At 64.7% G+C, this 24,214-nt stretch carries 22 protein-coding genes and 1 tRNA gene; 12 read left to right on the forward strand and 11 right to left on the reverse strand.

Annotated elements, in window-relative coordinates:
- Positions 1-2: 2 nt before the first annotated feature.
- From IVA93_RS17245 to IVA93_RS17265, 5 genes are all read right to left on the reverse strand, one after another.
- Positions 3-3,221, reverse strand: coding sequence for an efflux RND transporter permease subunit (locus IVA93_RS17245; RefSeq protein ID WP_247789889.1), 3,219 nt, complete (start codon positions 3,219-3,221; stop codon positions 3-5).
- A complete protein-coding gene (ihpB, locus tag IVA93_RS17250; protein WP_018455105.1) occupies positions 3,214-4,203 on the reverse strand; it encodes a divalent metal ion exporter adaptor subunit IhpB in 990 nt (329 codons plus the stop codon). The genes IVA93_RS17245 and ihpB overlap by 8 nt, the downstream gene beginning before the upstream one ends.
- Positions 4,200-5,474 carry a divalent metal ion exporter subunit IhpA gene (ihpA, locus tag IVA93_RS17255; protein ID WP_085353357.1) on the reverse strand — a complete coding sequence of 425 codons (1,275 nt, stop codon included), beginning with the start codon at positions 5,472-5,474 and terminating at the stop codon, positions 4,200-4,202. The genes ihpB and ihpA overlap by 4 nt, the downstream gene beginning before the upstream one ends.
- 56 nt (positions 5,475-5,530) lie before the next feature.
- Positions 5,531-5,893, reverse strand: coding sequence for a hypothetical protein (locus IVA93_RS17260; protein WP_247789890.1), 363 nt, complete (start codon positions 5,891-5,893; stop codon positions 5,531-5,533).
- A gap of 120 nt (positions 5,894-6,013) precedes the next feature.
- Positions 6,014-6,238 (reverse strand): protein-tyrosine phosphatase family protein, encoded by a 225-nt coding sequence (locus IVA93_RS17265; protein ID WP_018455102.1) that lies wholly within the window; start codon positions 6,236-6,238, stop codon positions 6,014-6,016.
- Between the two features lie 353 nt (positions 6,239-6,591).
- Here IVA93_RS17265 and IVA93_RS17270 point away from each other — a divergent pair, with 353 nt between their 5' ends.
- Positions 6,592-7,485: a hypothetical protein gene (locus IVA93_RS17270; RefSeq protein ID WP_204511353.1), complete on the forward strand. Its 894-nt coding sequence runs from the start codon at positions 6,592-6,594 to the stop codon at positions 7,483-7,485.
- Positions 7,486-7,540: 55 nt separating this feature from the next.
- Here the strand turns inward: IVA93_RS17270 and pepT are convergent, their stop codons facing one another.
- The 6 genes from pepT to IVA93_RS17300 all read right to left on the reverse strand — a co-directional run bounded on the left by pepT (position 7,541) and on the right by IVA93_RS17300 (position 12,530).
- Positions 7,541-8,791, reverse strand: a complete 1,251-nt coding sequence (gene pepT, locus IVA93_RS17275) for a peptidase T (RefSeq protein ID WP_204511352.1) — start codon at positions 8,789-8,791, stop codon at positions 7,541-7,543.
- A 102-nt stretch (positions 8,792-8,893) separates the two neighbouring features.
- On the reverse strand, positions 8,894-9,208 hold the full coding sequence (locus IVA93_RS17280) for an HU family DNA-binding protein (RefSeq protein ID WP_018455099.1): 315 nt from the start codon (positions 9,206-9,208) through the stop codon (positions 8,894-8,896).
- Positions 9,209-9,401: 193 nt separating this feature from the next.
- A tRNA-Asp gene (locus IVA93_RS17285) sits at positions 9,402-9,478 on the reverse strand.
- Between the two features lie 160 nt (positions 9,479-9,638).
- On the reverse strand, positions 9,639-9,842 hold the full coding sequence (locus IVA93_RS17290) for a hypothetical protein (RefSeq protein ID WP_026232877.1): 204 nt from the start codon (positions 9,840-9,842) through the stop codon (positions 9,639-9,641).
- 141 nt (positions 9,843-9,983) lie between these two features.
- Positions 9,984-11,279 carry a spinster family MFS transporter gene (locus tag IVA93_RS17295; protein ID WP_345946519.1) on the reverse strand — a complete coding sequence of 432 codons (1,296 nt, stop codon included), beginning with the start codon at positions 11,277-11,279 and terminating at the stop codon, positions 9,984-9,986.
- 60 nt (positions 11,280-11,339) lie between these two features.
- Positions 11,340-12,530, reverse strand: a complete 1,191-nt coding sequence (locus tag IVA93_RS17300; RefSeq protein ID WP_247375171.1) for an aromatic ring-hydroxylating dioxygenase subunit alpha — start codon at positions 12,528-12,530, stop codon at positions 11,340-11,342.
- Between the two features lie 180 nt (positions 12,531-12,710).
- Between IVA93_RS17300 and IVA93_RS17305 the strand changes: the two genes are divergently transcribed.
- The 11 genes from IVA93_RS17305 (at position 12,711) to nuoG (ending at position 24,212) form a co-directional block, all read left to right on the forward strand.
- Positions 12,711-13,226, forward strand: a complete 516-nt coding sequence (locus IVA93_RS17305) for a MarR family winged helix-turn-helix transcriptional regulator (RefSeq protein ID WP_018455095.1) — start codon at positions 12,711-12,713, stop codon at positions 13,224-13,226.
- A 187-nt stretch (positions 13,227-13,413) separates the two neighbouring features.
- Positions 13,414-15,663, forward strand: a complete 2,250-nt coding sequence (locus IVA93_RS17310) for a TonB-dependent siderophore receptor (RefSeq protein WP_247395102.1) — start codon at positions 13,414-13,416, stop codon at positions 15,661-15,663.
- 569 nt (positions 15,664-16,232) lie between these two features.
- Complete coding sequence (locus IVA93_RS17315) at positions 16,233-16,598, forward strand: NADH-quinone oxidoreductase subunit A (RefSeq protein WP_008136158.1); 366 nt, start codon at positions 16,233-16,235, stop codon at positions 16,596-16,598.
- Positions 16,595-17,176, forward strand: a complete 582-nt coding sequence (locus tag IVA93_RS17320; protein WP_026232875.1) for a NuoB/complex I 20 kDa subunit family protein — start codon at positions 16,595-16,597, stop codon at positions 17,174-17,176. Before IVA93_RS17315 ends, IVA93_RS17320 begins: the two co-directional genes overlap by 4 nt.
- A gap of 11 nt (positions 17,177-17,187) precedes the next feature.
- Positions 17,188-17,802: an NADH-quinone oxidoreductase subunit C gene (locus tag IVA93_RS17325; protein WP_085384778.1), complete on the forward strand. Its 615-nt coding sequence runs from the start codon at positions 17,188-17,190 to the stop codon at positions 17,800-17,802.
- A gap of 2 nt (positions 17,803-17,804) precedes the next feature.
- Complete coding sequence (locus IVA93_RS17330) at positions 17,805-19,001, forward strand: NADH-quinone oxidoreductase subunit D (RefSeq protein WP_018455091.1); 1,197 nt, start codon at positions 17,805-17,807, stop codon at positions 18,999-19,001.
- Entirely contained in the window at positions 19,001-19,963 is a 963-nt protein-coding gene (locus IVA93_RS17335; RefSeq protein ID WP_247370256.1) for an FkbM family methyltransferase, read from the forward strand. Before IVA93_RS17330 ends, IVA93_RS17335 begins: the two co-directional genes overlap by 1 nt.
- A 12-nt stretch (positions 19,964-19,975) precedes the next feature.
- Entirely contained in the window at positions 19,976-20,587 is a 612-nt protein-coding gene (gene nuoE, locus IVA93_RS17340; protein ID WP_247370258.1) for an NADH-quinone oxidoreductase subunit NuoE, read from the forward strand.
- Positions 20,587-20,790: a hypothetical protein gene (locus IVA93_RS17345; protein WP_247370260.1), complete on the forward strand. Its 204-nt coding sequence runs from the start codon at positions 20,587-20,589 to the stop codon at positions 20,788-20,790. The genes nuoE and IVA93_RS17345 overlap by 1 nt, the downstream gene beginning before the upstream one ends.
- A 15-nt stretch (positions 20,791-20,805) precedes the next feature.
- Entirely contained in the window at positions 20,806-22,131 is a 1,326-nt protein-coding gene (gene nuoF / locus IVA93_RS17350; RefSeq protein WP_247370261.1) for an NADH-quinone oxidoreductase subunit NuoF, read from the forward strand.
- Between the two features lie 5 nt (positions 22,132-22,136).
- Entirely contained in the window at positions 22,137-24,212 is a 2,076-nt protein-coding gene (gene nuoG, locus IVA93_RS17355; protein ID WP_018455086.1) for an NADH-quinone oxidoreductase subunit NuoG, read from the forward strand.
- The last annotated feature ends 2 nt before the right edge of the window (positions 24,213-24,214 follow it).

A 24,214-nucleotide genomic window follows, 5' to 3' on the forward strand; every position in this document is an offset into this window, starting at 1 on the left:
CTCTACCGCTCCCCGGACGCTGCCAAATCAGGCGCTATTGTAGGCGTTTCGGCAGCCCCGTCACGGCGGAACAGCACGTAGAGCGCCGGCAGCACCAGCAGCGTCAGCACGGTCGAGGAGATGATACCGCCGATCACCACGGTCGCAAGCGGCCGCTGCACCTCGGCACCGGCCCCGGTGGCAAGGGCCATCGGCACGAAGCCGAGGGACGCGACGAGGGCCGTCATCAGCACCGGACGCAGGCGTGTCAGCGCGCCCTCGCGCACCGCGTCGGCAACGGGGTGGCCCTCGCTGCGCAGCCGCTCGATGAAGGCGATGATGACGAGCCCGTTGAGGACGGCGACGCCCGACAGTGCGATGAAGCCGACGCCGGCGCTGATCGACAGCGGAATACCGCGCAGCAGCAGCGCCATGACGCCGCCGGTCAGTGCCAGCGGCACGCCGGAGAACACGAGGGCCGCATCAGCCGCCGATCCCATGCCCATGAACAGCAGCAGGAAGACCAGCAGCAACGCCAACGGCACCACGAGCGTCAGCCGCTTGGTGGCGGAGACCAGCTGCTCGAACTGTCCGCCCCAGCCGATCCAGTAGCCCGGCGGCAGCTTGACCTTCTCCGCGACGGCCGCCTCCGCCTCGGTGACGAAGGAGCCGAGATCGCGCGCGCGGACATTGGCGGTGACCACGATGCGCCGCTTGCCGTTCTCGCGGCTGATCTGGTTGGGGCCGGGCGTCGCATCGACGGTGGCAACCGACGACAGCGGCACATAGCGCATCTGGGCGAGGGGGGAGCCGGGCAGTGCCGTCCGGATCGGCGCACCGATTGTCGCATCCTCACCCGGCGGCAGCGGGATCGGGATTGCCCTGATGGCTTCGAGATTGCCGCGCAGATGTTCCGGCAGGCGCACGACGATGTCGAAGCGGCGGTCGCCCTCGAACAGCTTGCCGGCCGACTTGCCGCCGACCGCGATCTCGACGATGCCCTGCACCTCGCTGATGCTGAGCCCATACCGGGCGAGCGCCTGGCGGTCGAGGCGGACGGTGAGGATCGGCAGGCCCGAGACCTGCTCGATCTTGACGTCGCTGGCGCCGCGGATGCCGCGGATCGCGGCTTCGACCTGTTTTGCCGCGCCTTGCAGGATGTCGAGGTCGTCGCCGAAGATCTTGACGCCGACGTCGCTTCGCACGCCGGAGATCAACTCGTTGACGCGGAACTGGATCGGCTGGGAGATTTCATAGGCGCTGCCGGGGATGTCGTCGGCGGCACGGGCGATGGCCTCGATCACCTCGGCCTTGGAGCTGCCAGGGTCGGGCCATTCGGCGCGCGGCTTCAGCATGATGTAGCCGTCGGTCTGTGCCGGCGACATCGGGTCGGTTGCGATCTCGGCGGTGCCGATGCGGGTGAAGAACTCCTTCACCTCCGGAATCTGCTTGACGCGCTTTTCCAGCGCCTTTTGCAGGTCCAGCGACTGGGTCAGGCTGGTGCCGGGAATCCGGATCGAGGCCAGCGCGACGTCGCCTTCGTCCAGGCTCGGGATGAACTCGCCGCCCATGCGCGCGGCGGCAACGCAGCTTGCGACCACGATGATGGCGGCCATGATTGCGACGCCAAGGCGATGGTCGATCGCCAGCCGGAGCACGGGGAGATAGGCGCGCTTCGCCAGCCGCATGAACAGGTTTTCGTGTTCGGACACCTTGCCGGTGACGAAGATGGCAACCGCCGCCGGCACGAAGGTGATGGAGAACAGCACCGCGGCACCCAGCGCCATCAGCACCGTCAGGGCCATCGGCGTGAACATCTTACCCTCGACGCCGGTCAGCGTCAGCACCGGCAGGTAGACCACTGCGATGATCAGCGTTCCGAACAGGCTCGGCTTGATCACCTCGCTCGACCCACTCCGGATCGCGCGCAGCCGTTCGGAGATCGTGAGCAGGCCGCCTTTCTCGCGCTGGACCTCGGCCAGCATGCGCAGGCAGTTCTCGACGATGATCACGGCGCCGTCGACGATGACGCCGAAATCGATTGCACCCAGGCTCATCAGGTTCGCGCTGACCTTGGTCTCGACCATGCCGGTGACCGTCATGGCCATGGACAGCGGAATGACGCAAGCCACCACCAGCGCGGCGCGGATGTTGCCGAGGATCAGGAACAGCACGGCCACGACCAGGGCCGCGCCTTCCAGCAGATTGCTCTCGACGGTGCGGATGGTGGCTTCGACCAGATCGGTGCGGTCGTAGACGGTCCGCGTCACGACGCCGTCGGGCAGCGATTTGGCGATATCCTCCAGCCGGGCCGCGACACGGCGCGCCACGGTGCGGCTGTTCTCGCCGATCAAAAGCATGGCGGTGCCGAGCACGGTTTCCTCGCCATCGCGCGTTGCGGCTCCCGTGCGCAAATCGCGGCCTTCGGTGACGGTCGCGATATCCCTGATCCTGACGGGATTGCCGCCGCGCGAGCCGATGACGATGTCCCTGATTTCGCCGACATTGCCGACCTGGCCCGGCGAGCGAACCAGATATTGCTCGCCGTTGCGCTCGATATAGCCGGCGCCGACATCGGCATTGTTGGCGGCGAGCGCCGTCATGACGTCGCGAAAGCCGAGCCGGTAGGCCATCAGCTTGCCGGGATCGGGGAGCACATGGAATTGCCGCTCGAAGCCGCCGATGGTGTTGACCTCGATCACCCCCGGCACGTTGCGAAGCTGCGGCTTGATGATCCAGTCCTGCACGGTGCGCAAGTCGGTCAGCGAATAGTCGTGGCCGCCTTGCGTCTTCGCGCCCGCCTTGGCCTCGACGGTGTACATGAAGATTTCGCCGAGCCCGGTCGAGACCGGTCCCATCGCGACCTCGACGCCGGCCGGAAGCTGGTCCTTCACCTGCTGGATCCGTTCGCCGACGAGCTGGCGGGCAAAATAGATGTCGGTGCCGTCCTTGAAGACGACGGTCACCTGACTCAGGCCGTAGCGCGACAGCGAGCGCGTGTAGTCGAGCTTGGGCAGCCCGCCCATCGCGGTCTCGACCGGGAAGGTGATGCGCTGCTCGGTTTCCAGCGGCGAATAGCCGGGGGCGCGGGTGTTGATCTGGACCTGGACGTTGGTGATGTCAGGCACGGCGTCGATCGGAAGGCGTTGGAAATTCCACGCTCCGAAAGCGACGGCGCCGAGCGCGAGCAGCAGGACCAGCCAGCGCTGCTGCAGCGAGACCGCGATGAGACGCTCAATCATGCTCGGCCTCGCCCTTGCCCATCTCCGCCTTCACGACGAAGCTGTTTTCCGCGACGTAATGCTCGCCGGCCGATAGACCGGCCTTGATCTCGACATGGCGCGGGTCGGAATCGCCAAGCTCCACCGGGCGCGCCTCGATCTTGTCGCCGTCCTCACGAACGAACACGATAGTCCTGTTCTCCAGCGTCTGGATCGCGCTTTTGCGCACCGCGACCGCGACGTTGCGGGCGGCGAGGATCAGCCGTGCCGTGACAAACAGGCCGGGACGCAAGCGCCCGTCCCGATTTGGCAGCACCACGCGCGCCAGCGCCGTCTGGGTCTCGCTCGAGCCGATCGGGGCCATGTAGGCGATCGTGCCCTTGATCTCGCCGCGGCCGTCGTCGGGATCGATCAGCACCTCGTCGTTGAGACGAACGCGCCGCAGATCCTGGCGATAGATCGACAGATCGACCCAGATAGTGGAGAGGTCGGCGACGACGAAGGCGGGCTTCTGCTCGGAGGCGTATTCGCCGAGCGAAATCTGCCGCTCGATGACGGTGCCGGCAAGCGGCGCCTTGAGCTCGTAGACGGTGAGACTCTGGTTGCTCTCGATCGCGGCGAGCAGATCGTCCTTGCCGACCTCGTCGCCGATGCGCTTCTGGATCGATTTGGCAACGCCGGGAAAGCGCGGCGTCACCTGCACCACGGCTTCCTGGTTGGCGCGCAGGATGCCGTTGAAGGCGAGCGTGTCGGTCAGCGTGACGCTCCCGGCTTCCGCCAGCGTCACGCCGGCGGCGGCAAGCTTGACGTCGGAGATGCGGATCCGGTCGGCACCGTGCTCGTCCTGCTCGACATGGTCGTTCGGCTTCTCCGGCTTCTTGTCCGCGGCGTGTTCGGCATGCTCGACCCTGGCCGGGCCGAGCAGGGAATAGCCGTAAGCGCCAAGTGCGACGCCAAGTGCGGCGGCAACGAATGCGACGAGGATGGTGGAGGACGTCTTCATCGTGCGCTCTCCCGCGCCAGCGTAAAGGGATTGCCGACGAGCCCTTCGATGGTCGCCACCCCCGCGTGGAAATTCTGCAGCGCCTCCTGCTCGCGCAGCCGCGCCTGGGTGACGCTGGCCTGGGCATCGAGCACTTCGAGCAGGCTGAAGCGGCCCTGGCCGTAGCCTTGCGCGATGGCGTCCGAGGCTTCGGTGGCCTTGGGAATGGCGCTCTCGCGCAGCACCGCGAGCTCGCGCAGCGAGCCCTGCAGCGAGTCGTAGGCGCGGCCGGCGACCACGATCAGCGTGTTGCGGTTGGCCTCGCGCTCGGCCTTGGTCTTGGCGAGGCTTTCCTGGGCCGAAAGGATATTGCCCTGGTTCTGGTCGAACACGGGGATCGGCACCGAGACGGTGAGGCGCGCCGCGTCGTCATTGGTCTCGTTGAAATGGCGCCAGCCGGCGGCGATCCGCACGTCGGGATAGGGCCTTAGCCGCGCCAGCAACAGCTCGGCGTTGCGCTGGGCATAGATCGCGGTCCAGCGCACCAGCTGCGGATTGGCATCGATCGCGGCGACGACCGACTGGAACGTCGGCGGCCGGCCCATGGTGTCGAGCCGTCCGGAGACCTCGCCGAATTTCGGTGCCGCGTCGCCCATCAAGACCGCAAGCTCGCGCCGGGCGCTGGCCAGCGTCGCCTTGAAGCGCTCGCGGTCGGCCTTCACCAGTGCGGACGCCACCTCCGCACGGCCGGTCTCGGCCGGCGAGGAGGCGCCGGCCTCGACGCGTCGGCGCAAAAGCGGCGTCAGCCGGTCGATGGCGGTGATCTGCTCGTCGAGGATCTGGATGCGCCGCTGTGCGCCGAGCACGCTGAGGAAGGCGATCGCGGTCTCCGACAGCACCTCCAGCCTGACGGCTTTGCGCTGGATCGCGGCGACCTCGATGCCGGCGACGCCAGCTGCAATCCGCGCGTCGCGCTTGCCGAACAGCTCGAAGGCCTGGCTGATCTGGAGCGTGGTCTCGGCCGATCGTGTGCCGCGATAGATGCCGGACCCGAACGAATTGTCCTGTTCGTAGGTCAGTTCCGGATTGAGAAGCGCACCTGCCTGGATGCGCTGGCCCGTGGCGATGCCGACATCGCGCTCCGCCGCGGTCAGCCGCGGGCTCGCGGCCAGCGCGCGCGAAAGCGCGCTCCGCATCGTCAGAGTCTGGGCGTGAGATGGCGCAAGCGCCGATCCGGCAATCAGACACGCTGCCGCGCACGCCAGGCGCGCGGCCATTCCCCTGAAAAACATGAAACCGACCTGTGAGGATGAACCGAATGGACGCTCGTGGCGCCCGACCAATCCGTTCAGGCCATATGTTTGGGAGGCGGGGAGTCGGTGTCGGGAACAATGCCGGCGAGCCGGGGTGCGCGTTGCGGGCGCGATGCGGACACGAGCCCGATCGATCCGGCCGGTGGCGTCGGCTGCGCCACCGTCACCGCGAAGCAGCCATGGCAATGATGCCCGCCGATGGCCTTGTGGTCGTTGTGATCCGCCGAGCCGTCAAGCACCGCGCTGATCTCCGAGCCGCCACCGGGCGTGGTGACGTCGATGTCGTGCAGGCCATGCAGCGCTCCCGCGAGCAGGTAGACGACCGCGATCAGCACAGACAGCAGCCCGCGCCAGTTGCGCGGCCGGCATGATCCTGAGGGCTGGCGGTTCGCGAGCACGACGTCACTCTGGTTGCGGTCTGCGCCCGGCCTAGCATGGCGTTGGGAACAGTGTCGACCCGCAACATTGTTACGTTCCGGGAACAATTGCCGCAGCGCTCGCGAAGACGGCAGCTCTTCTCATTGGCGTGTGATCAAGCTCAGCCGAGCATCGGCTGCCGCTCCGCGTGCAACGTTCGGCATATCGCCGCCTTCGACCGTGACGACGGCGCGGCAGCCCGCTTCCATGGCCCGTTCCAGCCATTTGATGGCTTCATCGATCCACTGGTCGTGGTGCTCGGGATCGGCGATCGCCTTTTCCCGGAATGCATCTGCCTGATGAAGGCACGCGGTTCTGCGATCCACGCGGCTCTCCCGATCCGGAGGTTCCCGCCCCGAGCGCATCCTTGATGATCCGAGAGCCGGCGTCGTTAACATAGGACAGGAACCGGCGCACAAAAAGAAAGCCCCAGCCGGGACTTACCGGCTGAGGCTTTCGTGCTCACAAACTTCATCCTTGGGACTTGGACAGATAATCCGCATCGCGCGGGTTCGTTCCCGCTGGCTCGGTCCAATTTGGAACGTTCCTTGTTCATTGTGATTAGCGACGAGGAGAAATTGAGGAGGACGGACCATGGACGGATTGATTTATCTCATCGGCTTGATCGTGGTGGTCATGGCGATCTTGTCGTTCTTCGGCTTGCGCTGAGAGAGCGGCGATGACCATGGAAACTCTCATACGGGAAGACATCGTGGAAGGCGGCGGCGTCGCTGCCGATGAAAGGCGCATCATCCAGTGGAGCTCGGTGATCGCAGGCGCTTTGGCTGCCGGCGCAATGTCGTTCATCCTGGTCGGCTTTGGAGTCGCCGTCGGCCTGGGCGTCAGTTCAGCCTCGCCGACATGGCGCGATGCATCGGCGGCGCTGGCTTTGCTGTCGGGGCTGTATCTGATCATCCAGGCGATTATCAGCTTCGGCTTCGGCGGCTATATCGCCGGCCGGACGACGCGACCAGCCCCGGCGGTCACAACGATCGAAGACGAGGGCGAACGGCGGGACGGGCTGCATGGCCTGATGTCCTGGGCGCTCGCCGTGCTGCTTGGTGCCGCTCTGCTCGCGATGCTCGGCGCAGCTGCGATTGACCGCTCGCCGATGCGCAGTTCGGCGAGCAGTACCTCCGCCGCCGAGCCTCTGTTGAGCTACGAGCTGGATAAGCTGTTTCGCGCAGCGCGGCGGCCCCCCAACACCGACCTCAGGGAACCTCGTGCCGAAGCGGGACGCATCCTGATGACGGCGTCGAGCCACAGCGGCGTCAGCACCGATGACCGGGCCTACCTCGTGCAGCAGGTGGCCGCGTTGACGGGACTTGCAGCACCCGACTCGGAGCGACGGGTCGACACGCTGATCGCGGATTCAAGGACGGCCATCAATCGGGCGCGGCGTAACTCCATCATCGTCGCCTTCTCCGTTGCGGCAGCAACCCTGATCGGCGCTGCGGTGGCCTGGGCTGCGGCTGTTGCCGGTGGCCGGCATCGCGACGGCGCGCCGCTCCCGAACTGGATGGCGAGCTCCAACCGCTTCCATCGCTCTCCGCGTGCGATGCGGGTGCCGTAACGTGCAGGACGATGGCCGGGAGCGATCCCGGCCATATTGCCTTTTGACGAGAGGCCTAAGCCTTCTCCTCCCAGATCATGGCGAGATGGACGATCGTCTGCACCGCCTTCTCCATGTCCTGCCGGCTGACCCATTCGAGCCGGGAGTGAAATGCGTGCTCGCCGGCGAAGATGTTGGGGCAGGGCAGTCCCATGAAGGACAGGCGGGAGCCGTCGGTGCCGCCGCGGATCGCGGTGCGCATCGGGCGCAGGCCGGCGCGGCGGATCGCTTCGATGGCGTATTCAAGAATGTGCGGGTGGCGATCGATAACCTGCTTCATGTTGCGGTACTGCTCCCGCACCTCGAATGTGTAAGTCGAGCGCGGAAAATCCTTCATCACGTCCTTGACGATGTTCTCGAGCAGGATCTCCTTCTCCTTCAGCCCTTCCTCGGTGAAGTCGCGCACAATGAAGGAGAGCGTAGCCTGCTCCAGCGCACCCTCGATCCCGATCGGATGCAGAAAACCCTGCTTGCCTGATGTCGTCTCGGGCGAGCAGCCTTCCCGGGGCAGACGCTCGACGATGGCGGCGGCGATCTTGATGGCGTGCTCCATCTTGCCCTTGGCATAGCCGGGATGGGCGCTGACGCCGTTGATGGTGATGGTGGCGCCGTCCGCCGAGAAGGTCTCGTCCTCGACGCTACCCGCGCTCTCGCCGTCCATGGTGTAGCCGAAATCAGCGCCGAGCTTCTTGATGTCGACATTGTCGACGCCGCGGCCGATCTCCTCGTCCGGCGTGAACAGGATCTTGATGGTGCCGTGCTTCACTTGCGGGTTGTTGATGAAGAAATGCGCGGCATCCATGATCTCAGCCACGCCGGCCTTGTTGTCGGCACCGAGCAGCGTGGTGCCGTCGGTGGTGATGATGTCGTTGCCGATCTGGTTCTTCAGCGCCGGATGCTCGGCGAAGCGGATCACCTGGCTGGTATCGCCCGGCAGCGTGATGTCGCCGCCGCGATAGTTCTTCACCATCTGCGGCTTGACGTCGTTGCCGGTGACGTCGGGCGAAGTGTCCATGTGCGAGCAGAAGCAGATCACGGGCACCTTCTTGGTCGTGTTCGCCGGGATCGTTCCATAGACGTAGCCGTAATCATCGAGATGAGCGTCCTCGACGCCCATCTCCCTGAGCTCGGCGGCGAGCACACGGCCGAGATCTTTCTGTTTCTCGGTCGATGGCGAGGCCGGGGATTCCGGATCGGATTGGGTGTCGATGGTGACGTAGCGCAGGAAGCGCTCGGTCACGGTATGCGAAAAGGTGAGGGAGGACATTTCTGGTCAAACCGCCGGGTCAGGGGAGAGAGGCGGTATACCAGAAAAGCAGGGTGCGGTGAGGCCGGAGGAGGCTGATCAGGCTTAACGAAACGTGAGTGGTCAGATCGCCTCTTTTAGTTCCTTGACGGGGCGGAAGGCGACCTTCTTGGTGGCTTTGATGTGGATCGGCTCGCCCGTGGCGGGATTGCGGCCGGTGCGGGCGGCGCGCTTGCGGACCTGGAGGATGCCAAGGCCGACGATGCGGACGCGGTCGCCCTTCTTCAGGTGCTTGGTGATGAGTTCGACCATGTCGGTCAGAACGGCCTCGGCGCGCTTCTTCGACAGGTCCTGGCTCTCCGCAATGTCGGCGGCGAGGTGCTTGAGCGTGATGGTGGCGGGCGCGGCAGGCTTCTTCGTGGAATCCTTCTTAGCCATATCTGGCCTCCTCAATCACAGGGGCCCCGGAAAAGGCGGTAAAGGGTGGGGATCCCTCCAAGTCCTGCAAGGCCTAGACGATTCGGGCTTCGGCTGACTATGGCGCAAGTTCTCGACGGATGCCGGCGATCGCCGTCACAGCCGCGAAAGGCGTGTAGAAGTTTGTTCTAAGGCTATGAAGGAATTGCCAAAATGGCGCGAGAGACGGGGCTCGAACCCGCGACCTCCGGCGTGACAGGCCGGCGCTCTAACCAACTGAGCTACTCCCGCGTGGTTCGCTGACAGCGCGCGGAACGAGGGGGGACTTAAAGGCGGGGCTGGGTGAAGTCAAGGATGTTGCGCTTCACCGGCACATCCCGGCTAAGCATTGCTCTGGAAAACGAAAAAGGCCGCCAGGCGGCGGCCTCTGTCAGCCCCGAGCGGGGCGGTGTCAGCGGATCTCCGACGTCCCTGCGCTCGTCACCACCACCGGCTTCCCGGCCTTGATCACATGGGCGGACTGGGCGGTCTGGCTGTAATCGGCATTGGTGCGGGCTGCGATCCCGAAGCCGGCCACTGTAATTCCGGCCACCAGCGCCACCACCACGATCTTCAGATGGGTCGCACGATCAGCAGAGTGGATAGAGTGGTTCATCTGAGCCTCCCGACGGGCTTTGCCGCCGTCTATGGCTCGTCTTGTAAAGACCGTCTGTTTCCGGATGGTTTCGCGGGTTCCGCAAAATGGTTTCATTAATGCGCCCGGTTGGTTTCGCCGGGCTTGCGGCCTGTACCGGCGTCAGGCGGCCGCCCGGCCGATATCGTCCCGGATCGAGCGCGCCGCCCAGACGAACAGGAGTGCCCCCAGCGTGGTCGTGACCGCCGCCGAGAGCAGGGAATAGCGCACCGCGTCGGCGCCGTAAGCGCCCTTCAGGGCATCGTTGACCACGCCCACGGCGAGCGGGCCGAGGCCCTGGCCGAAGCAGGTGGCAGTGAGCGCGATCAGGGCGGAGGCCAGCGCCCGCATGCTCGGCTTGGCGACCGTCTGCGCGATCGCGAAGATCGGTCCGAGATGGAAGCCGACCAGGAACGAGGTCAGCGCCAGCGTGGCCACCATCAGCGCAAAGTCCTGCGTCAGCATGCACAGCGCGAACACCGGGCCGGCAAGGCCCGAGGTGATGGCGGGCGCCCACAGCTTCCAGCGGTCGTCGCGGCGGCTGATCTGCGCCACCACGAAGCCGCCGAGCAGGGTGCCGGCCATGCCGGCGAGCCCCTTGAAGGTGCCGGCATAGGTGCCGATCTCGGCGCTCGACAGATGGTGCACGCGCGCCAGGAACGGCGGGATCCAGGCCGCGGTCGCATAGTTCGTGTAAGTCGTGAGACAGAAGCCGATCAGCACGATGATGAAGCTTCGCTGCGAGGCCAGGAAGCGCAGCGTCGGCCCGAGCGGCTCGGGCACGAAATTCTCCTGCATGGCGCCGCGCTTCGGCTCGGAGATCGTCAGCCACAGGACAATAGCAAGCAGGATGCCGGGCAGGCCCGCAACGTAGAACGCCATCCGCCAGCCATAGTGCTGGTTGACGTACCCGCCCACGAAATAGCCGAGGAATACGCCGAGATAGGTGCCGACGGCGTAGATGCCGAGCGCGCGCGGACGCTCGTTCTTGGCGAAGAGGTCGGCGACGATCGATTGCGAGGCGGGCGAGCCCGCGGACTCGCCGATGCCGACGCCGATCCTCGCCAGCGCCAGCGAAGTGACGCTCGAAGCGGCGCCGCACAATGCCGTCATCGCGCTCCAGAACGCGAAGGCGGCGGCGACGATGTTGCGCCGGTTGAGCCGGTCGGCGACGCGCGCGATGGGGATGCCGAGCAGGGAGTAGAACAGCGCGAAGCCGAAGCCCGCGAGCAGGCCCATCATGGTATCGCTGAGCTGAAACTCCTTCTTGATCGGCTCGATCAGCACGTTGAAGATCGTGCGGTCGAGGAAGTTCAGCGCGTAGATGATCGTGAGCAGGCCTAGCACGTAATAGCGCCGCGCCGAGGGTTTTGCCGTCGCGGCCGTTTGCACCGACATTTGTGACGTCACATCGACCATCGCTTCCCCCAATTAGTCTTTGTTATCGTTGTCGGTCCAGCCCTGATTGGGGCTGGCAGGTCAGCCTTCGCGGATGTAATTCCCCGCTTCGAATTCGACGGGAGGCGCGCTTGCATCGAACGAGATTCCGATCGGATCGCGGCCTGCTTCCATCGCCTCGAGCTGGTCGCTCAGCATGCGTCGGATCATGAGGATGCCGCGGTCGCTCTGGCCGAAATGCTCCTCGGAATGGATGGTCTGCGGTCCTTGGCCGACCTGGGCTTCGTAATCGCCCGGAAATCGCTGATGTTCTTCTTCGGTCATGTCCCACCAGAATTTGCCGTTGAATTTCGAGCGCATGCGACCGATGTCGCCGGCGTTCTTGACGCGGCCGGCGACGTAGATGCGGAACGAGGTGTCGTCGATCGGCAGCGTCCAGCCGATCGACTCGACGCGGGCGAATTGCGCCACGCGCGGGTTTGGCACAACGCGCAAGGTGGGGAGCGCCGCCTCGGTGACGCGGTAAAACACCTTGCCGTCATCCTGCTTGCGGATCGAGCGCACGGCGATCCCGCGCGGCGTCTTGTCGAACGTCACCTCCGGCATCGATGCCATCATGTTGGTGAATTGCGGACCCGAGAACGAGCCGTGCAGCACCGGCACGTGGTAGGGATCGACCACGTTCTCGAAATGCTGGAGCCAGTTGCAGGGGATGATCGCGGGACCACCGCCGCCGATCGAGGAATCGTCGGCGTCGACGAACTCGCCGTCGTCCATGGTCTCCAGGCACTCATAGGCCGGCAGCACCGGGCGTTTCTCGGCGGGGCCCAGATAGGCGAAGATGAGCCCGTAGCGCTCCTCGACCGGATACCAGGGCTGGCGCACCTTGTCCTTGAACTGGCCGCCATCGGGCTCGCAGGGCTGCTCCAGGCAATGGCCCTCGGTGTCGAACTTCCAGCCGTGATAACAGCAGCGGATGCCGTCCTCCTCGACCTTGCCATAATAGAGCGTGGTGCCGCGGTGGCAGCAGCGGGCGTGCAGCAGGCCGGCGCGGCCGTGCTTGTCGCGGAACAGCACCAGATCCTCGCCGAGCGCGCGGACCTTCTTCGGAGTGTCGGTTGCGTCTCTGATGAGCCCGACCGGATGCCAGTAGCGGCGGAGCAGTTCGCCCATCGGCGTGCCGCGCATGACCGAGGTGAGCTCGGTGCGGGTGTGCGCCGGCTTCATCGCATAGGCCGTTCCGAGATCGCGATCCCGCTGCGTGATGGTCATGCTGGTCCTCCCGCAATCGGCCGTACCGGCCGGGCTTTTTTGATGCCTTGTACCAAGTGAAGATTAGATCGATGACAATGTCAACGATTTCCAAATGCCTCTTAATCGCATTCGGATCAGGCTGGGGAGGTCGCGCTACCAAGACTTGGCACGCCGCGGCTTTCTTGGCAGAGGTGGACCATGAGCCAGACATCAGGCAGGGACGGGCGCACATCGTCCGATGCGGACGAAAGTCAGTCGCTGGCGCCGATCACCGTCATGCTGTCGTCGCGGCTGATGGTGCTGGCCAATTTGCTCAAGCGCGGCGCCATCCTGCGCTACAAGCGTCTCGCCGGATTGTCATCGGTCGAGTTCGGCCTGGTCGCCTCGCTTGGCCGGCGGCCGCCGATGAGCGTGGCGCGGCTCGCGGAAGCCGTCGGCCAGGACAAGGGGCAGATCAGCCGCGCGCTTGCGGAACTCGTGTCGCGCAAGCTGATCGCGAAATCGGCGAACCCGAAGGATAGCCGCGAGGTGCTGGTCTCGCTGACCGCAACGGGCCTCGCGGCGCACGATGCGATCGTCGCCGGTGCGCAGGAGCGCAATCGGCGTTTGCGCGAACATCTGAGCGAAGCCGAGTTCGAGACGCTGCTGCAGCAGGTCGATCAATTGACGGCAATCGCCGCCGAGATGCTTGAGAGCGAGAAGATTTCGCGCTGACGTTTCGGCAATCCGGGAACATGTTGGATCGCTTCCAAGACCGTTTTTAAGACTCCTTCTAAGAGGCTTTCAATTAGGGAATTCGCGCGCGCTGCCCTAAGCGTCACCGCAAGCGCATGCCGTCATGGGCCGACAGCATGTGCCATCAGAACACGCAGTTTTGGGGTTGCGCGTGAACAGTCTTGGAATGCTGCGGTCGGCCATGTTGGCGACCGCATCCGCTTGGGTTTTGCTGCCGCAGGCATCGCTTGCACAATCTCCTGCGCAGATTGGCGCGCAGAACATTCCGTCGGTGACCGTCACCGCGCCGGAAGCGCGCCGACGAGCCATCTCCGTGCAGCGCCGTGCGCCGCGATCGTCCCAGCAGACCGCCAACCGAAACAGGCCGCAGCCGCCGCGCAATGTCGGTTTCGTCGAGACCCCGCTCGGCCCGGTGCACGGCTACGTCGCCGGCCGCAGCTCGTCCGGCACCAAGACCAACACGCCGATCATGGAGACGCCGCAGGCGGTGTCGGTGATCGGCGCGGAGCAGATTCGCGACCAGAAGGCGAACAAGCTCGACGAGGTCCTGCGCTATACTGGTGGAGTTCGCGCCGGGACCTTCGGCGCGGACACGCGCAACGACTGGTGGCTGATCCGCGGCTTTAAGTCCGACGACGTCGGACTGTTTCTCGACGGCATGCAGCTGTTCTACACCTCCTATGCGAGCTGGAAGCTCCAGACGCCCAACATGGAGCGCGTCGAGGTGCTGCGCGGTCCATCGGCCGTGCTCTATGGCGGATCGAGCCCGAGCGGCATCGTCAACGTCATCAGCAAGATGCCGCCGGCGGAGCCCGTCCGTTTCATCGAGACCGGCGTCAACAATTTCGGCAACGCCTATGTCGGCTTCGATGTTGCCGGTCCGGTCGCAACGAGCCACGAGAACGGCAAGCTGTTCTACCGCGTCGTCGGTCAGGTCCAGAACGGCCCCACGCAGGTCAATTTCACGCCGGACAACAACTACTTCATCGCGCCGTCGGTGACCTGGAAGCCGGACGCCGACACGAGGTTCACGGTACTGGCTTCAGCTTCCCGGCAGGAAACCCGTGGCATCAACTTCCTGCCCTATGAGGGCACGGTGACCAACGCTCGGTTCGGCAAGATCCCGACCAGCTTTTTCGCTGGCGATCCCAGCGTCGACAAGTTCACGCGCGAGCAGGAGATGCTTGGCTATCAGTTCGAGCGCAATCTCACCGACGATTTGACGTTCCGGCAGAATGCGCGCTTTGCCCATGTCGATGTGACCTATCGCGGCTATGTCGGCAATAATTGGGCTGACATCAACACGGCCAGTCTCGGTCGCTATAATTGGTATGCGAAGAACACCGCCAACCAGGCCAATCTCGACAATCAGCTGGAGTACCGCTTCAACACCGGCGCGGTGCGGCATACGATGCTGTTCGGGGTCGATTTGAAGGGCTACCAGATCGACGATTATCAGGCTTTCAACTTCGGCACCGTCCCTTCGATCAACGTCTTCAATCCCGCCTACGGGTTTGACATTCCGTTGACGGGCGCACCGTTCCGCAACTTCCAGATCACGCAGAAGCAGGCCGGCACCTATCTTCAGGACCAGATGAAGCTCGGCAACTTCACGCTGGTGCTGAGCGGCCGCAACGATTGGGTCGAGACGACGCAGGCTGCCCGTGATACCGGCGCCACGCTTGCCAGCCGCGACGACAGCAGGTTCAGCGGGCGCGCCGGGCTGATCTACAATTTCGACAACGGCATCGCGCCCTATGTGTCCTACGCCACGAGCTACAATCCGATCATCGGCCTCAACGCGCAAAACCAGCTGTTCCTGCCGGAGACCGGCCAGCAGACGGAAATCGGCGTGAAGGTCGCGCCGCGGGGATTTGACGGCTACTTCACCGCTTCGGTGTTCGACTTGAAACGTCAGCATGTGGCAACGACCGATCCTGTCGTCACGACCTTGCAGAACCAGACCGGCGAGGTGACCTCGCGCGGCATCGAGCTCGAAGCGGTGGCGAACGCCACGCGTGAGCTGAAGCTGATCGGCTCGTTCACGGCCTACCATTTGTTCAACAGCAGGGATCTGGACCCGTCTTTGGTCGGCAAGACCCCGACCAACACGCCTGAGCTCCTGGTGTCCGGCTGGGCGGACTACACCTTCAAGGACGGGCCACTCGCGGGGTTCGGCTTCGGCGGCGGTCTCCGCTATATCGGTTCGTCGTGGGCGGATACCGCCAATACCCTCGAGGTTCCCGCGGTCGTGCTCGGCGATCTCGCGTTCCACTATGAATGGCAGAACTGGCGCACCGCGCTGAACGTGATCAACCTGACCGACAAGATCTACGTCGCGAGCTGCGCGGCGGCGTCATCCTGCTTCTACGGCGACCGCCGGCGCGTCACCGCCAGCGTCTCCTACAAATGGTGAGGCAAATGACGAGAACAGGCGAGGGAAGGCCATCGTGAGAGCCTGACCGGCCCGTCGCCGGCTTCCACCACGAGATCGATGAGCTCGCGGGTCATGCCCCCCGGCCCGAAGCTCATGCGAGCGCGGCGCGCGACGACCCAGCCACGTCGCCGCCGCGCTCGCCACCCATTTTCCGCTGGGGCGAAGTGGGCCTCCTGCCCGACACATTCGCCAGACGAGCCCAGGTCCGATCGTGATGCATGGCTCCCGGGTCGCTCGCCCGATAATGGGCGCGCTTGCCTCGTTATAATCTGGACTTTGCAGCGTCGCGGCCTAGATAAGGTGAGCCTTCCCAACCACGGACGTCACGGCCCAGCGCGTGTGGACTGATCGGGGCGCCCTTGCTGGGGCTGTCGATCTGCTCCATACCAGCCGCGGGGTGATTCCGGGATTTCCACCGTTCTGAGGGCGACAAAGGGCCTAAAAAGAGCGTGTCTTGCGCCCATTGGTGCACTGCGCTAAGGCTCAGAACAATTCCAAACTGGACGAATCCGTGGCTGTCCCGAGGCTGCGGGAAAAAGGGCTCGTCAATGAGCGGCATTCTGCAGAACTATCTTCCACTCGTCGTCTTCATAGGGGTAGCGGGCCTCATTGGCCTGGTGCTGCTGATCGCGCCGTTCATCGTGGCGTTCCAGCAGCCGGACCCGGAAAAGCTGTCGGCGTATGAGTGCGGTTTCAACGCCTTCGACGACGCCCGCATGAAGTTCGACGTCCGCTTCTATCTCGTCGCCATCCTCTTCATCATCTTCGACCTCGAGGTGGCGTTCCTGTTTCCCTGGGCGGTGGCGTTCGGCAAGCTTGGCGCGACCGGCTTCTGGTCCATGGTGGTGTTCCTCGCCGTGCTGACGGTCGGGTTCGCCTATGAATGGAAGAAAGGCGCACTGGAATGGGATTGACCCCTACGTCGTCCGCCGGTCCGGTTCTCGCGCCGGCCCCCAAGGGCATCCTGGACCCGTCGACCGGCAAGCCGGTCGGGGCCAATGATCCGTTCTTCCTCGAGGTCAATTCGGAACTGTCCGACAAGGGCTTCTTCGTGGCCGCGACCGACGACCTCATCACCTGGGCGCGCACCGGCTCGCTGATGTGGATGACCTTCGGTCTCGCCTGCTGCGCGGTCGAGATGATGCAGGTCTCGATGCCGCGCTACGACGTCGAGCGCTTCGGCTTCGCGCCGCGCGCTTCACCGCGTCAGTCGGACGTGATGATCGTCGCGGGGACCCTGACCAACAAGATGGCGCCTGCGTTGCGCAAGGTCTACGACCAGATGCCCGAGCCGCGCTACGTCATCTCGATGGGCTCCTGCGCCAACGGCGGCGGCTATTATCACTATTCCTACTCGGTCGTGCGCGGTTGCGACCGCATCGTGCCGATCGACATCTATGTGCCGGGCTGCCCGCCCACGGCGGAAGCGCTGCTCTACGGCGTGCTGCTGCTGCAGAAGAAGATCCGCCGCACCGGCACAATCGAACGCTAAGGTTTTACGTCATGGACGACGCCAAGCTCGACGCCCTGGGGCAGACGATCGTTAGCGCCCTTCCGGGCGCCGCCATCGGTCATTCGGTGGCCTTCAACCAACTCACGGTGGATGTCGAGGTCAGCAAAATCGTCGAGGTGGTCAAGTACCTCCGCGACGACCCGAGCTGCCGCTTCATCAACTTCACCGACATCACGGCCGCGGATTATCCGTCGCGCGAAAAACGCTTCGACGTGATCTATCACTTCCTGTCACCGACCTTGAACGCGCGGATCCGGCTCAAGGCCCAGGCGGACGAGACCACGCAGGTGCCGTCGCTGATCGAGGTGTTTCCCGGGGCCGACTGGTTCGAGCGCGAAGCCTACGACCTCTATGGCGTGATCTTCGTCGGTCATCCCGACATGCGCCGCCTCCTGACCGATTACGGCTTCGAGGGTCATCCGCTGCGCAAGGACTTCCCGACCACCGGCTTCCTCGAGGTCCGCTACGACGACCAGGAGAAGCGGGTGGTGTACGAGCCGGTCAGGCTCAACCAGGAATTCCGCAAGTTCGACTTTTTGTCCCCGTGGGAGGGCGCCGACTATCCGGTCCTTCCAGGGGATGAAAAAGCAGGGCCGAAGGTCTGATCATGAACGAGCAACCCGAAGTCCTTCGCAACTTCACCATCAACTTCGGTCCGCAGCATCCGGCGGCGCACGGCGTGCTGCGCCTGGTGCTGGAGCTTGACGGCGAAGTCGTCGCCCGCGTCGACCCGCATATCGGCCTGCTTCACCGCGGCACCGAAAAGCTGATCGAGCAGAAGACCTATCTGCAGGCGATCCCTTATTTCGACCGCCTGGACTACGTCGCGCCGATGAACCAGGAGCACGCCTTCTGCATGGCTGCAGAAAAGCTGCTCGGCATCGAGGTGCCGCGCCGCGCGCAGCTGATCCGCGTGCTCTATTGCGAGATCGGCCGCATCCTGTCGCATTTGCTCAACGTCACCACGCAGGCGATGGACGTCGGCGCGCTGACCCCGCCGCTGTGGGGCTTTGAAGAGCGCGAAAAGCTGATGGTGTTCTACGAGCGCGCCTCCGGCAGTCGCATGCACGCAGCCTATTTCCGCGTCGGCGGCGTGCATCAGGACCTGCCGCAGAAGCTGGTCGACGACATCGACGCCTGGTGCGATCCGTTCCTGAAAGTGGTCGAAGATCTCGACCGGCTGCTCACCGCCAACCGCATCTTCAAGCAGCGCAACGTCGACATCGGCGTCGTGTCGCTGAAGGAAGCTTGGGAGTGGGGCTTCTCGGGCGTGATGGTGCGCGGCTCGGGCGCGGCCTGGGATCTGCGCAAGTCGCAGCCCTATGAATGCTACGCCGAGATGGATTTCGATATCCCGATCGGCAAGAACGGCGACTGCTATGACCGCTATCTGATCCGCATGGAAGAGATGCGCCAGTCCGTGCGCATCATGAAGCAGTGCATCCAGAAGCTGAACGCGGCCGACGGGAAGGGTCCCGTCGTCGTCGAGGACAACAAGGTCGCGCCGCCGCGCCGTGGCGAGATGAAGCGCTCGATGGAAGCGCTGATCCACCACTTCAAGCTCTACACCGAAGGCGTCCACGTGCCCGCCGGCGAGGTCTACGCCGCGGTCGAGGCGCCGAAGGGCGAGTTCGGCGTCTTTCTGATCTCGGACGGCACCAACAAGCCCTACAAGTGCAAGATCCGCGCGCCCGGCTTTGCGCATCTGCAGGCGATGGACCACATCTGCCGCGGTCATCTGCTCGCCGACGTCTCGGCGATCCTCGGCTCGCTCGACATCGTGTTCGGAGAGGTCGATCGGTGATGGCGCAGGCGCCGATCCAGTTTGACCGTGCCTCGGGGGCCCTTGAAGGGGCCAACCTGTGGGAGCGGACGGCTGCCTTGGCGCTGGTGACGGGATCGAAGATCTCGTCGCACTTCTCGCATATGGGCTACATCGCCTGCGCCAATCTGCTGCGCAAGACGCTGCCCGAGCGCAATATCGCGATCAAGCTCAACCCCGACGCCGTGTTCGAATTTCCCTACGGCGACGGCTATTGGAGCAAGCTGCTCAACCGCTCCTACAATTACGAGGACGAGCTGGAGCTGTTGTTCGCCGATTCCATCGACGTCGACTACACGCTGCTCGATTGCGGCGCGAATTACGGCTATTGGTCGGTGCTGGTGTCGAGCAAGCCGTTCGGCTCGCACAAGGCGATCGCGATCGAGCCGTCGGGGCAGAACTATCCGAAGCTCGCCAACAACGCCCGCATCAATGGCAGCCGCTTCGAGACCATGAAATGCGCGATCGGCGCGGCCCGTGGCATCGCGCGCCTGTCAGGCACCAAGCACGAGGCCTTCAGCATCGCCGGCGATGCGTCGGCGGGCGGCGAGGACGTGCCGGTCATTGCGCTCGACAATCTGATCGACGACGGCAAGATCGCAGGCACCGGCAAGTACCTGATCAAGCTCGACGTCGAGGGCGTCGAGATCGAGGCGATCAAGGGCGGCGCCCGGCTGCTCCAGGCCGACAGCGTCGTCATGTGCGAGGAGCACGGCAGCGACCGTTCGCACGCGGTCTCGCGCTACATCCTCGAACACACCCCGCTGAAGCTGATCGTCTACGATCCCAGCACCCGACGTATGGAAACGGTGACCGAGCTGTCGATCCTCGACCGCATCAAGGTCTCCACCCACGTCGGCTACAATGTTTTCGGCACCGCAAGCGCATTCTGGCAGGACAGGATCAATGCCCTGAATGCGAAAACAGCGCGCCGCGTGCAGTGAGAGATTGAAGAGATGTCCGTTCGCCGATTAGCATCGAAGGAAGTCCAGCCCGCGAGCTTTGCGTTCACGGAGGAGAACCTCGCGTTCGCCAAGCAGCAGATCGCGAAATATCCGGCCGGACGCCAGGCTTCGGCCGTCATCGCCATCCTCTGGCGGGCGCAGGAGCAGCACGACGGCTGGGTCTCGGAAGCCGCGATCCGCGTCATCGCCGACATGCTCGACATGCCCTATATCCGCGTGCTCGAGGTCGCGACCTTCTACACGATGTTCCAGCTCGCCCCGGTCGGCAAGAAGGCCCACGTCCAGGTCTGCGGCACCACGCCGTGTCGCCTGCGCGGCGCTGAGGATCTGATCCACGTCTGCGAGCACCGCATTCATCACGAGCCCTTCCATCTCTCCAAGGACGGCAATTTCAGCTGGGAAGAGGTGGAGTGCCTCGGTGCCTGCGTGAATGCGCCGATGGTGCTGATCGGCAAGGACACATATGAGGATCTGACGAAGGAAAGCTTCGGCAAGGTGCTCGATGGCTTTGCCTCGGGCAATCCGCCCAAGCCCGGTCCGCAGAACGGCCGCCAGTTTTCGGCGCCGACCGGTGGGCCGACCACGCTGAAGGAAATCACCTGATGCGTGATCTCTCACCGCCAGTTGATGGGAGCAGTGTTGTGAAGAAGTGGGGCTTCGTCGCAATGCATTCCGCCGTGGCGGCCACATTCATTTTCCTGCTTCAGCGCTTCGCACTGAACGCGTCGCTGGAATCCAGTCTGCTCTGGGCGCTGACCTTCGCCGTCTGCGCCGCCGGGCTTGCCTACAAGCAAGCCAACCGTTGATCGGAAAGCACTGACATGCTCGAGGACAAGGACCGCATCTTCAAGAACCTCTACGGCCTCCACGATTGGGGCCTCGAGGGCGCGCGGCGCCGCGGCGCCTGGGATGGTACGAAGAACATCATCGACAAGGGCCGTGACTGGATCATCAACGAGATGAAGGCGTCGGGGCTGCGCGGCCGCGGTGGCGCCGGCTTCCCGACCGGCCTGAAATGGTCGTTTATGCCGAAGGAGTCGACCGACGGAAGGCCGAGCTATCTCGTCGTCAATGCCGACGAATCCGAGCCCGGCACCTGCAAGGATCGCGAGATCATGCGGCACGATCCGCATCTCCTGATCGAGGGCTGCCTGATCGCGAGCTGCGCGATGAACGCGCATGCCTGCTACATCTATGTCCGCGGCGAGTTCATCCGCGAGCGCGAGCATCTCCAGGCGGCGATCGACCAGGCCTATGAGGCCAAGCTGGTCGGCAAGGACAACGTCAACGGCTGGCCCTTCGACATCTACGTCGCCCACGGCGCCGGCGCCTATATCTGCGGCGAGGAAACCGCGCTGCTCGAGAGCCTCGAAGGCAAGAAGGGCCAGCCGCGCCTGAAGCCGCCGTTCCCGGCCAATGTCGGCCTGTACGGCTGCCCGACCACCGTCAACAATGTCGAGTCGATCGCGGTTGCGCCCGACATCCTGCGCCGTGGCGCGGCATGGTTCGCCGGCATCGGTCGTCCGAACAATGTCGGCACCAAGCTGTTCTGCATCTCCGGCCATGTCGAGCGGCCCTGCAACGTCGAAGAGGCCATGGGCATTCCGTTCCGTGAGCTGATCGAGAAGCATTGCGGCGGCATCCGCGGTGGTTGGGACAACCTCAAGGCCGTGATCCCCGGCGGCTCCTCCGTGCGCATGGTGCCGGCCGAGCAGATCATCGACACGCCGATGGATTTCGACAGCTTGAGCAAGCTGCGCTCGGGTCTCGGCACCGCGGCCGTGATCGTGATGGACAAGTCGACCGATTTGATCCGCGCCATCGCCCGCATCTCCTATTTCTACAAGCATGAGAGCTGCGGCCAGTGCACGCCGTGCCGCGAAGGCACCGGCTGGATGTGGCGCGTCTTGACCCGCATGGCCGAAGGCCGCGCCCACAAGCGCGAGATCGACATGCTGCTGGAAGTCACCAAGCAGGTCGAAGGTCACACCATCTGCGCGCTCGGCGATGCGGCGGCGTGGCCGATCCAGGGCCTGATCGCGCATTTCCGTCATGAGATCGAAGCGCGCATCGACCAATATTCGCACAAGTCCGACATCGACGATATCGGCGTCCGCGATCCCATGAACATGGTCGCGGCGGAGTAGAGAGAATGACCAAGCTCATCATCGACGGTAAAGAGATCGATGTCCCCGCCGAATACACGCTGCTCCAGGCGTGCGAAGCGGCCGGCGCCGAGATTCCGCGCTTCTGCTATCACGAGCGGCTGTCGATCGCCGGCAATTGCCGGATGTGCCTCGTCGAGGTGAAGGGCGGCCCGAAGCCGGTCGCGAGCTGCGCCTGGGGCGTGCGCGATTGCCGTCCGGGTCCCAAGGGCGAGCCGCCGGAGATCTCCACCCGTTCGCCGATGGTGAAGAAGGCGCGCGAAGGCGTGATGGAATTCCTTCTGATCAACCATCCGCTGGATTGCCCGATCTGCGATCAGGGCGGCGAGTGCGACCTCCAGGACCAGGCGATGGGCTACGGTGTCGACACCAGCCGCTTCGCCGAGAACAAGCGCGCGGTCGAGGACAAATATCTCGGCGCGCTGGTCAAGACCTCGATGAACCGCTGCATCCAGTGCACCCGCTGCGTCCGCTTCTCGGCGGAAGTGGCCGGCGCCCCCGAAATGGGTGCGACCGGCCGCGGCGAGGACATGGAGATCACGACCTATCTCGAGCACGCGCTGACCTCGGAATTGCAAGGCAATCTCGTCGACATCTGCCCGGTCGGCGCGCTGACCTCGAAGCCCTATGCTTTCGCCGCGCGCCCGTGGGAGCTCGGCAAGACCCAGTCGATCGACGTGATGGACGGCGTGGGATCCGCGATCCGCGTCGACACCCGCGGCCGCGAAGTGATGCGTATCCTGCCGCGCATCAACGAGGCCGTGAACGAGGAGTGGATCTCCGACAAGACCCGTCACGTCGTCGACGGCCTGCGCACCCAGCGTCTCGACCGGCCCTATATCCGCGAAGCCGGCAAGCTGCGCGCGGCGAACTGGCCCGAGGCCTTTGCCGCGATCGCCGCGAAAGCGGCCCGCACCGACGGCAAGCGCATCGGCGCGATCGCGGGCGACCTCGCCGGCGTCGAAGAGATGTTCGCGCTGAAGGATCTGCTGGCCAAATACGGCTCGGCCAATCTGGCGGTGCAGGGCGGCGACGCCTTCGATCCCGCGCTCGGCCGCGGCTCCTACATCTTCAATCCGACGCTCGCCGGCGTGGAGCAGGCCGATGCGCTGCTCATCATCGGCGCCAATCCGCGGAAAGAAGCGGCCGTGTTCAACGCCCGCATCCGCAAGCGCTGGCGCGCCGGCGGCTTCAAGGTCGGCGTGATCGGCGCCAAGGCCGACCTCACCTACGATTATGACCATCTCGGCGCAGGCACCGACACGCTGGGCGAGCTCGCGGCCGGCAAGCACTCCTTCATGGATGTGCTGAAGAACGCCAAGAACCCGATCATCCTGGTCGGTGCGGGCGCCGCCTCGCGCCACGACGGCGCCGCCATTCTCGCCGCCGCTGCTAAGCTCGCGCTCGATGTCGGCGCGCTCAAGGACGGCTGGAACGGCTTTGGCGTGCTGCATGAGAGCGCCTCGCGCGTCGGGGCGCTCGACATCGGCTTTGTCGCCGGTCAGGGCGGACTGAACGCGGCGCAGATGACGACGTTCGGGACGCTCGATCTGCTGTTCCTGCTCGGCGCCGACGAGATCAAGCCGTCGGACGGCACCTTCGTCGTCTATATCGGCACCCACGGCGACCGCGGCGCCCATCGCGCCGACGTGATCCTGCCGGCCGCCGCCTATACCGAGAAGTCCGCGATCTACGTCAACACCGAAGGCCGCGTGCAAATGACCGGACGGGCCGCATTCCCGCCGGGCGAGGCCCGCGAGGACTGGGCGATTATCCGCGCGCTGTCGGAGGCGCTCGGCAAGAAGCTCGGCTATGACTCGCTTTCGGCCCTGCGCCAGGCGATCTTCAAGGCGGTGCCGCATCTGATCCGTCTCGACCAGACCGAGCCCGGCTCGGCCGACCAGATCAGGAAGCTCGCGGGGAAGGGCGGCACGACGGAGAAGGCCCCGTTCAAGCCGCTTGTCGAGGACTTCTATTTGACCAACCCAATCGCGCGTGCGTCCGCCGTGATGGCGGAATGTTCGCGGCTTGCCTCCGGGCAGATGCTGACCGCAGCGGAGTGAGC

This window comes from Bradyrhizobium sp. 155 (assembly GCF_023101105.1).
Lineage (GTDB): Bacteria > Pseudomonadota > Alphaproteobacteria > Rhizobiales > Xanthobacteraceae > Bradyrhizobium > Bradyrhizobium canariense_D.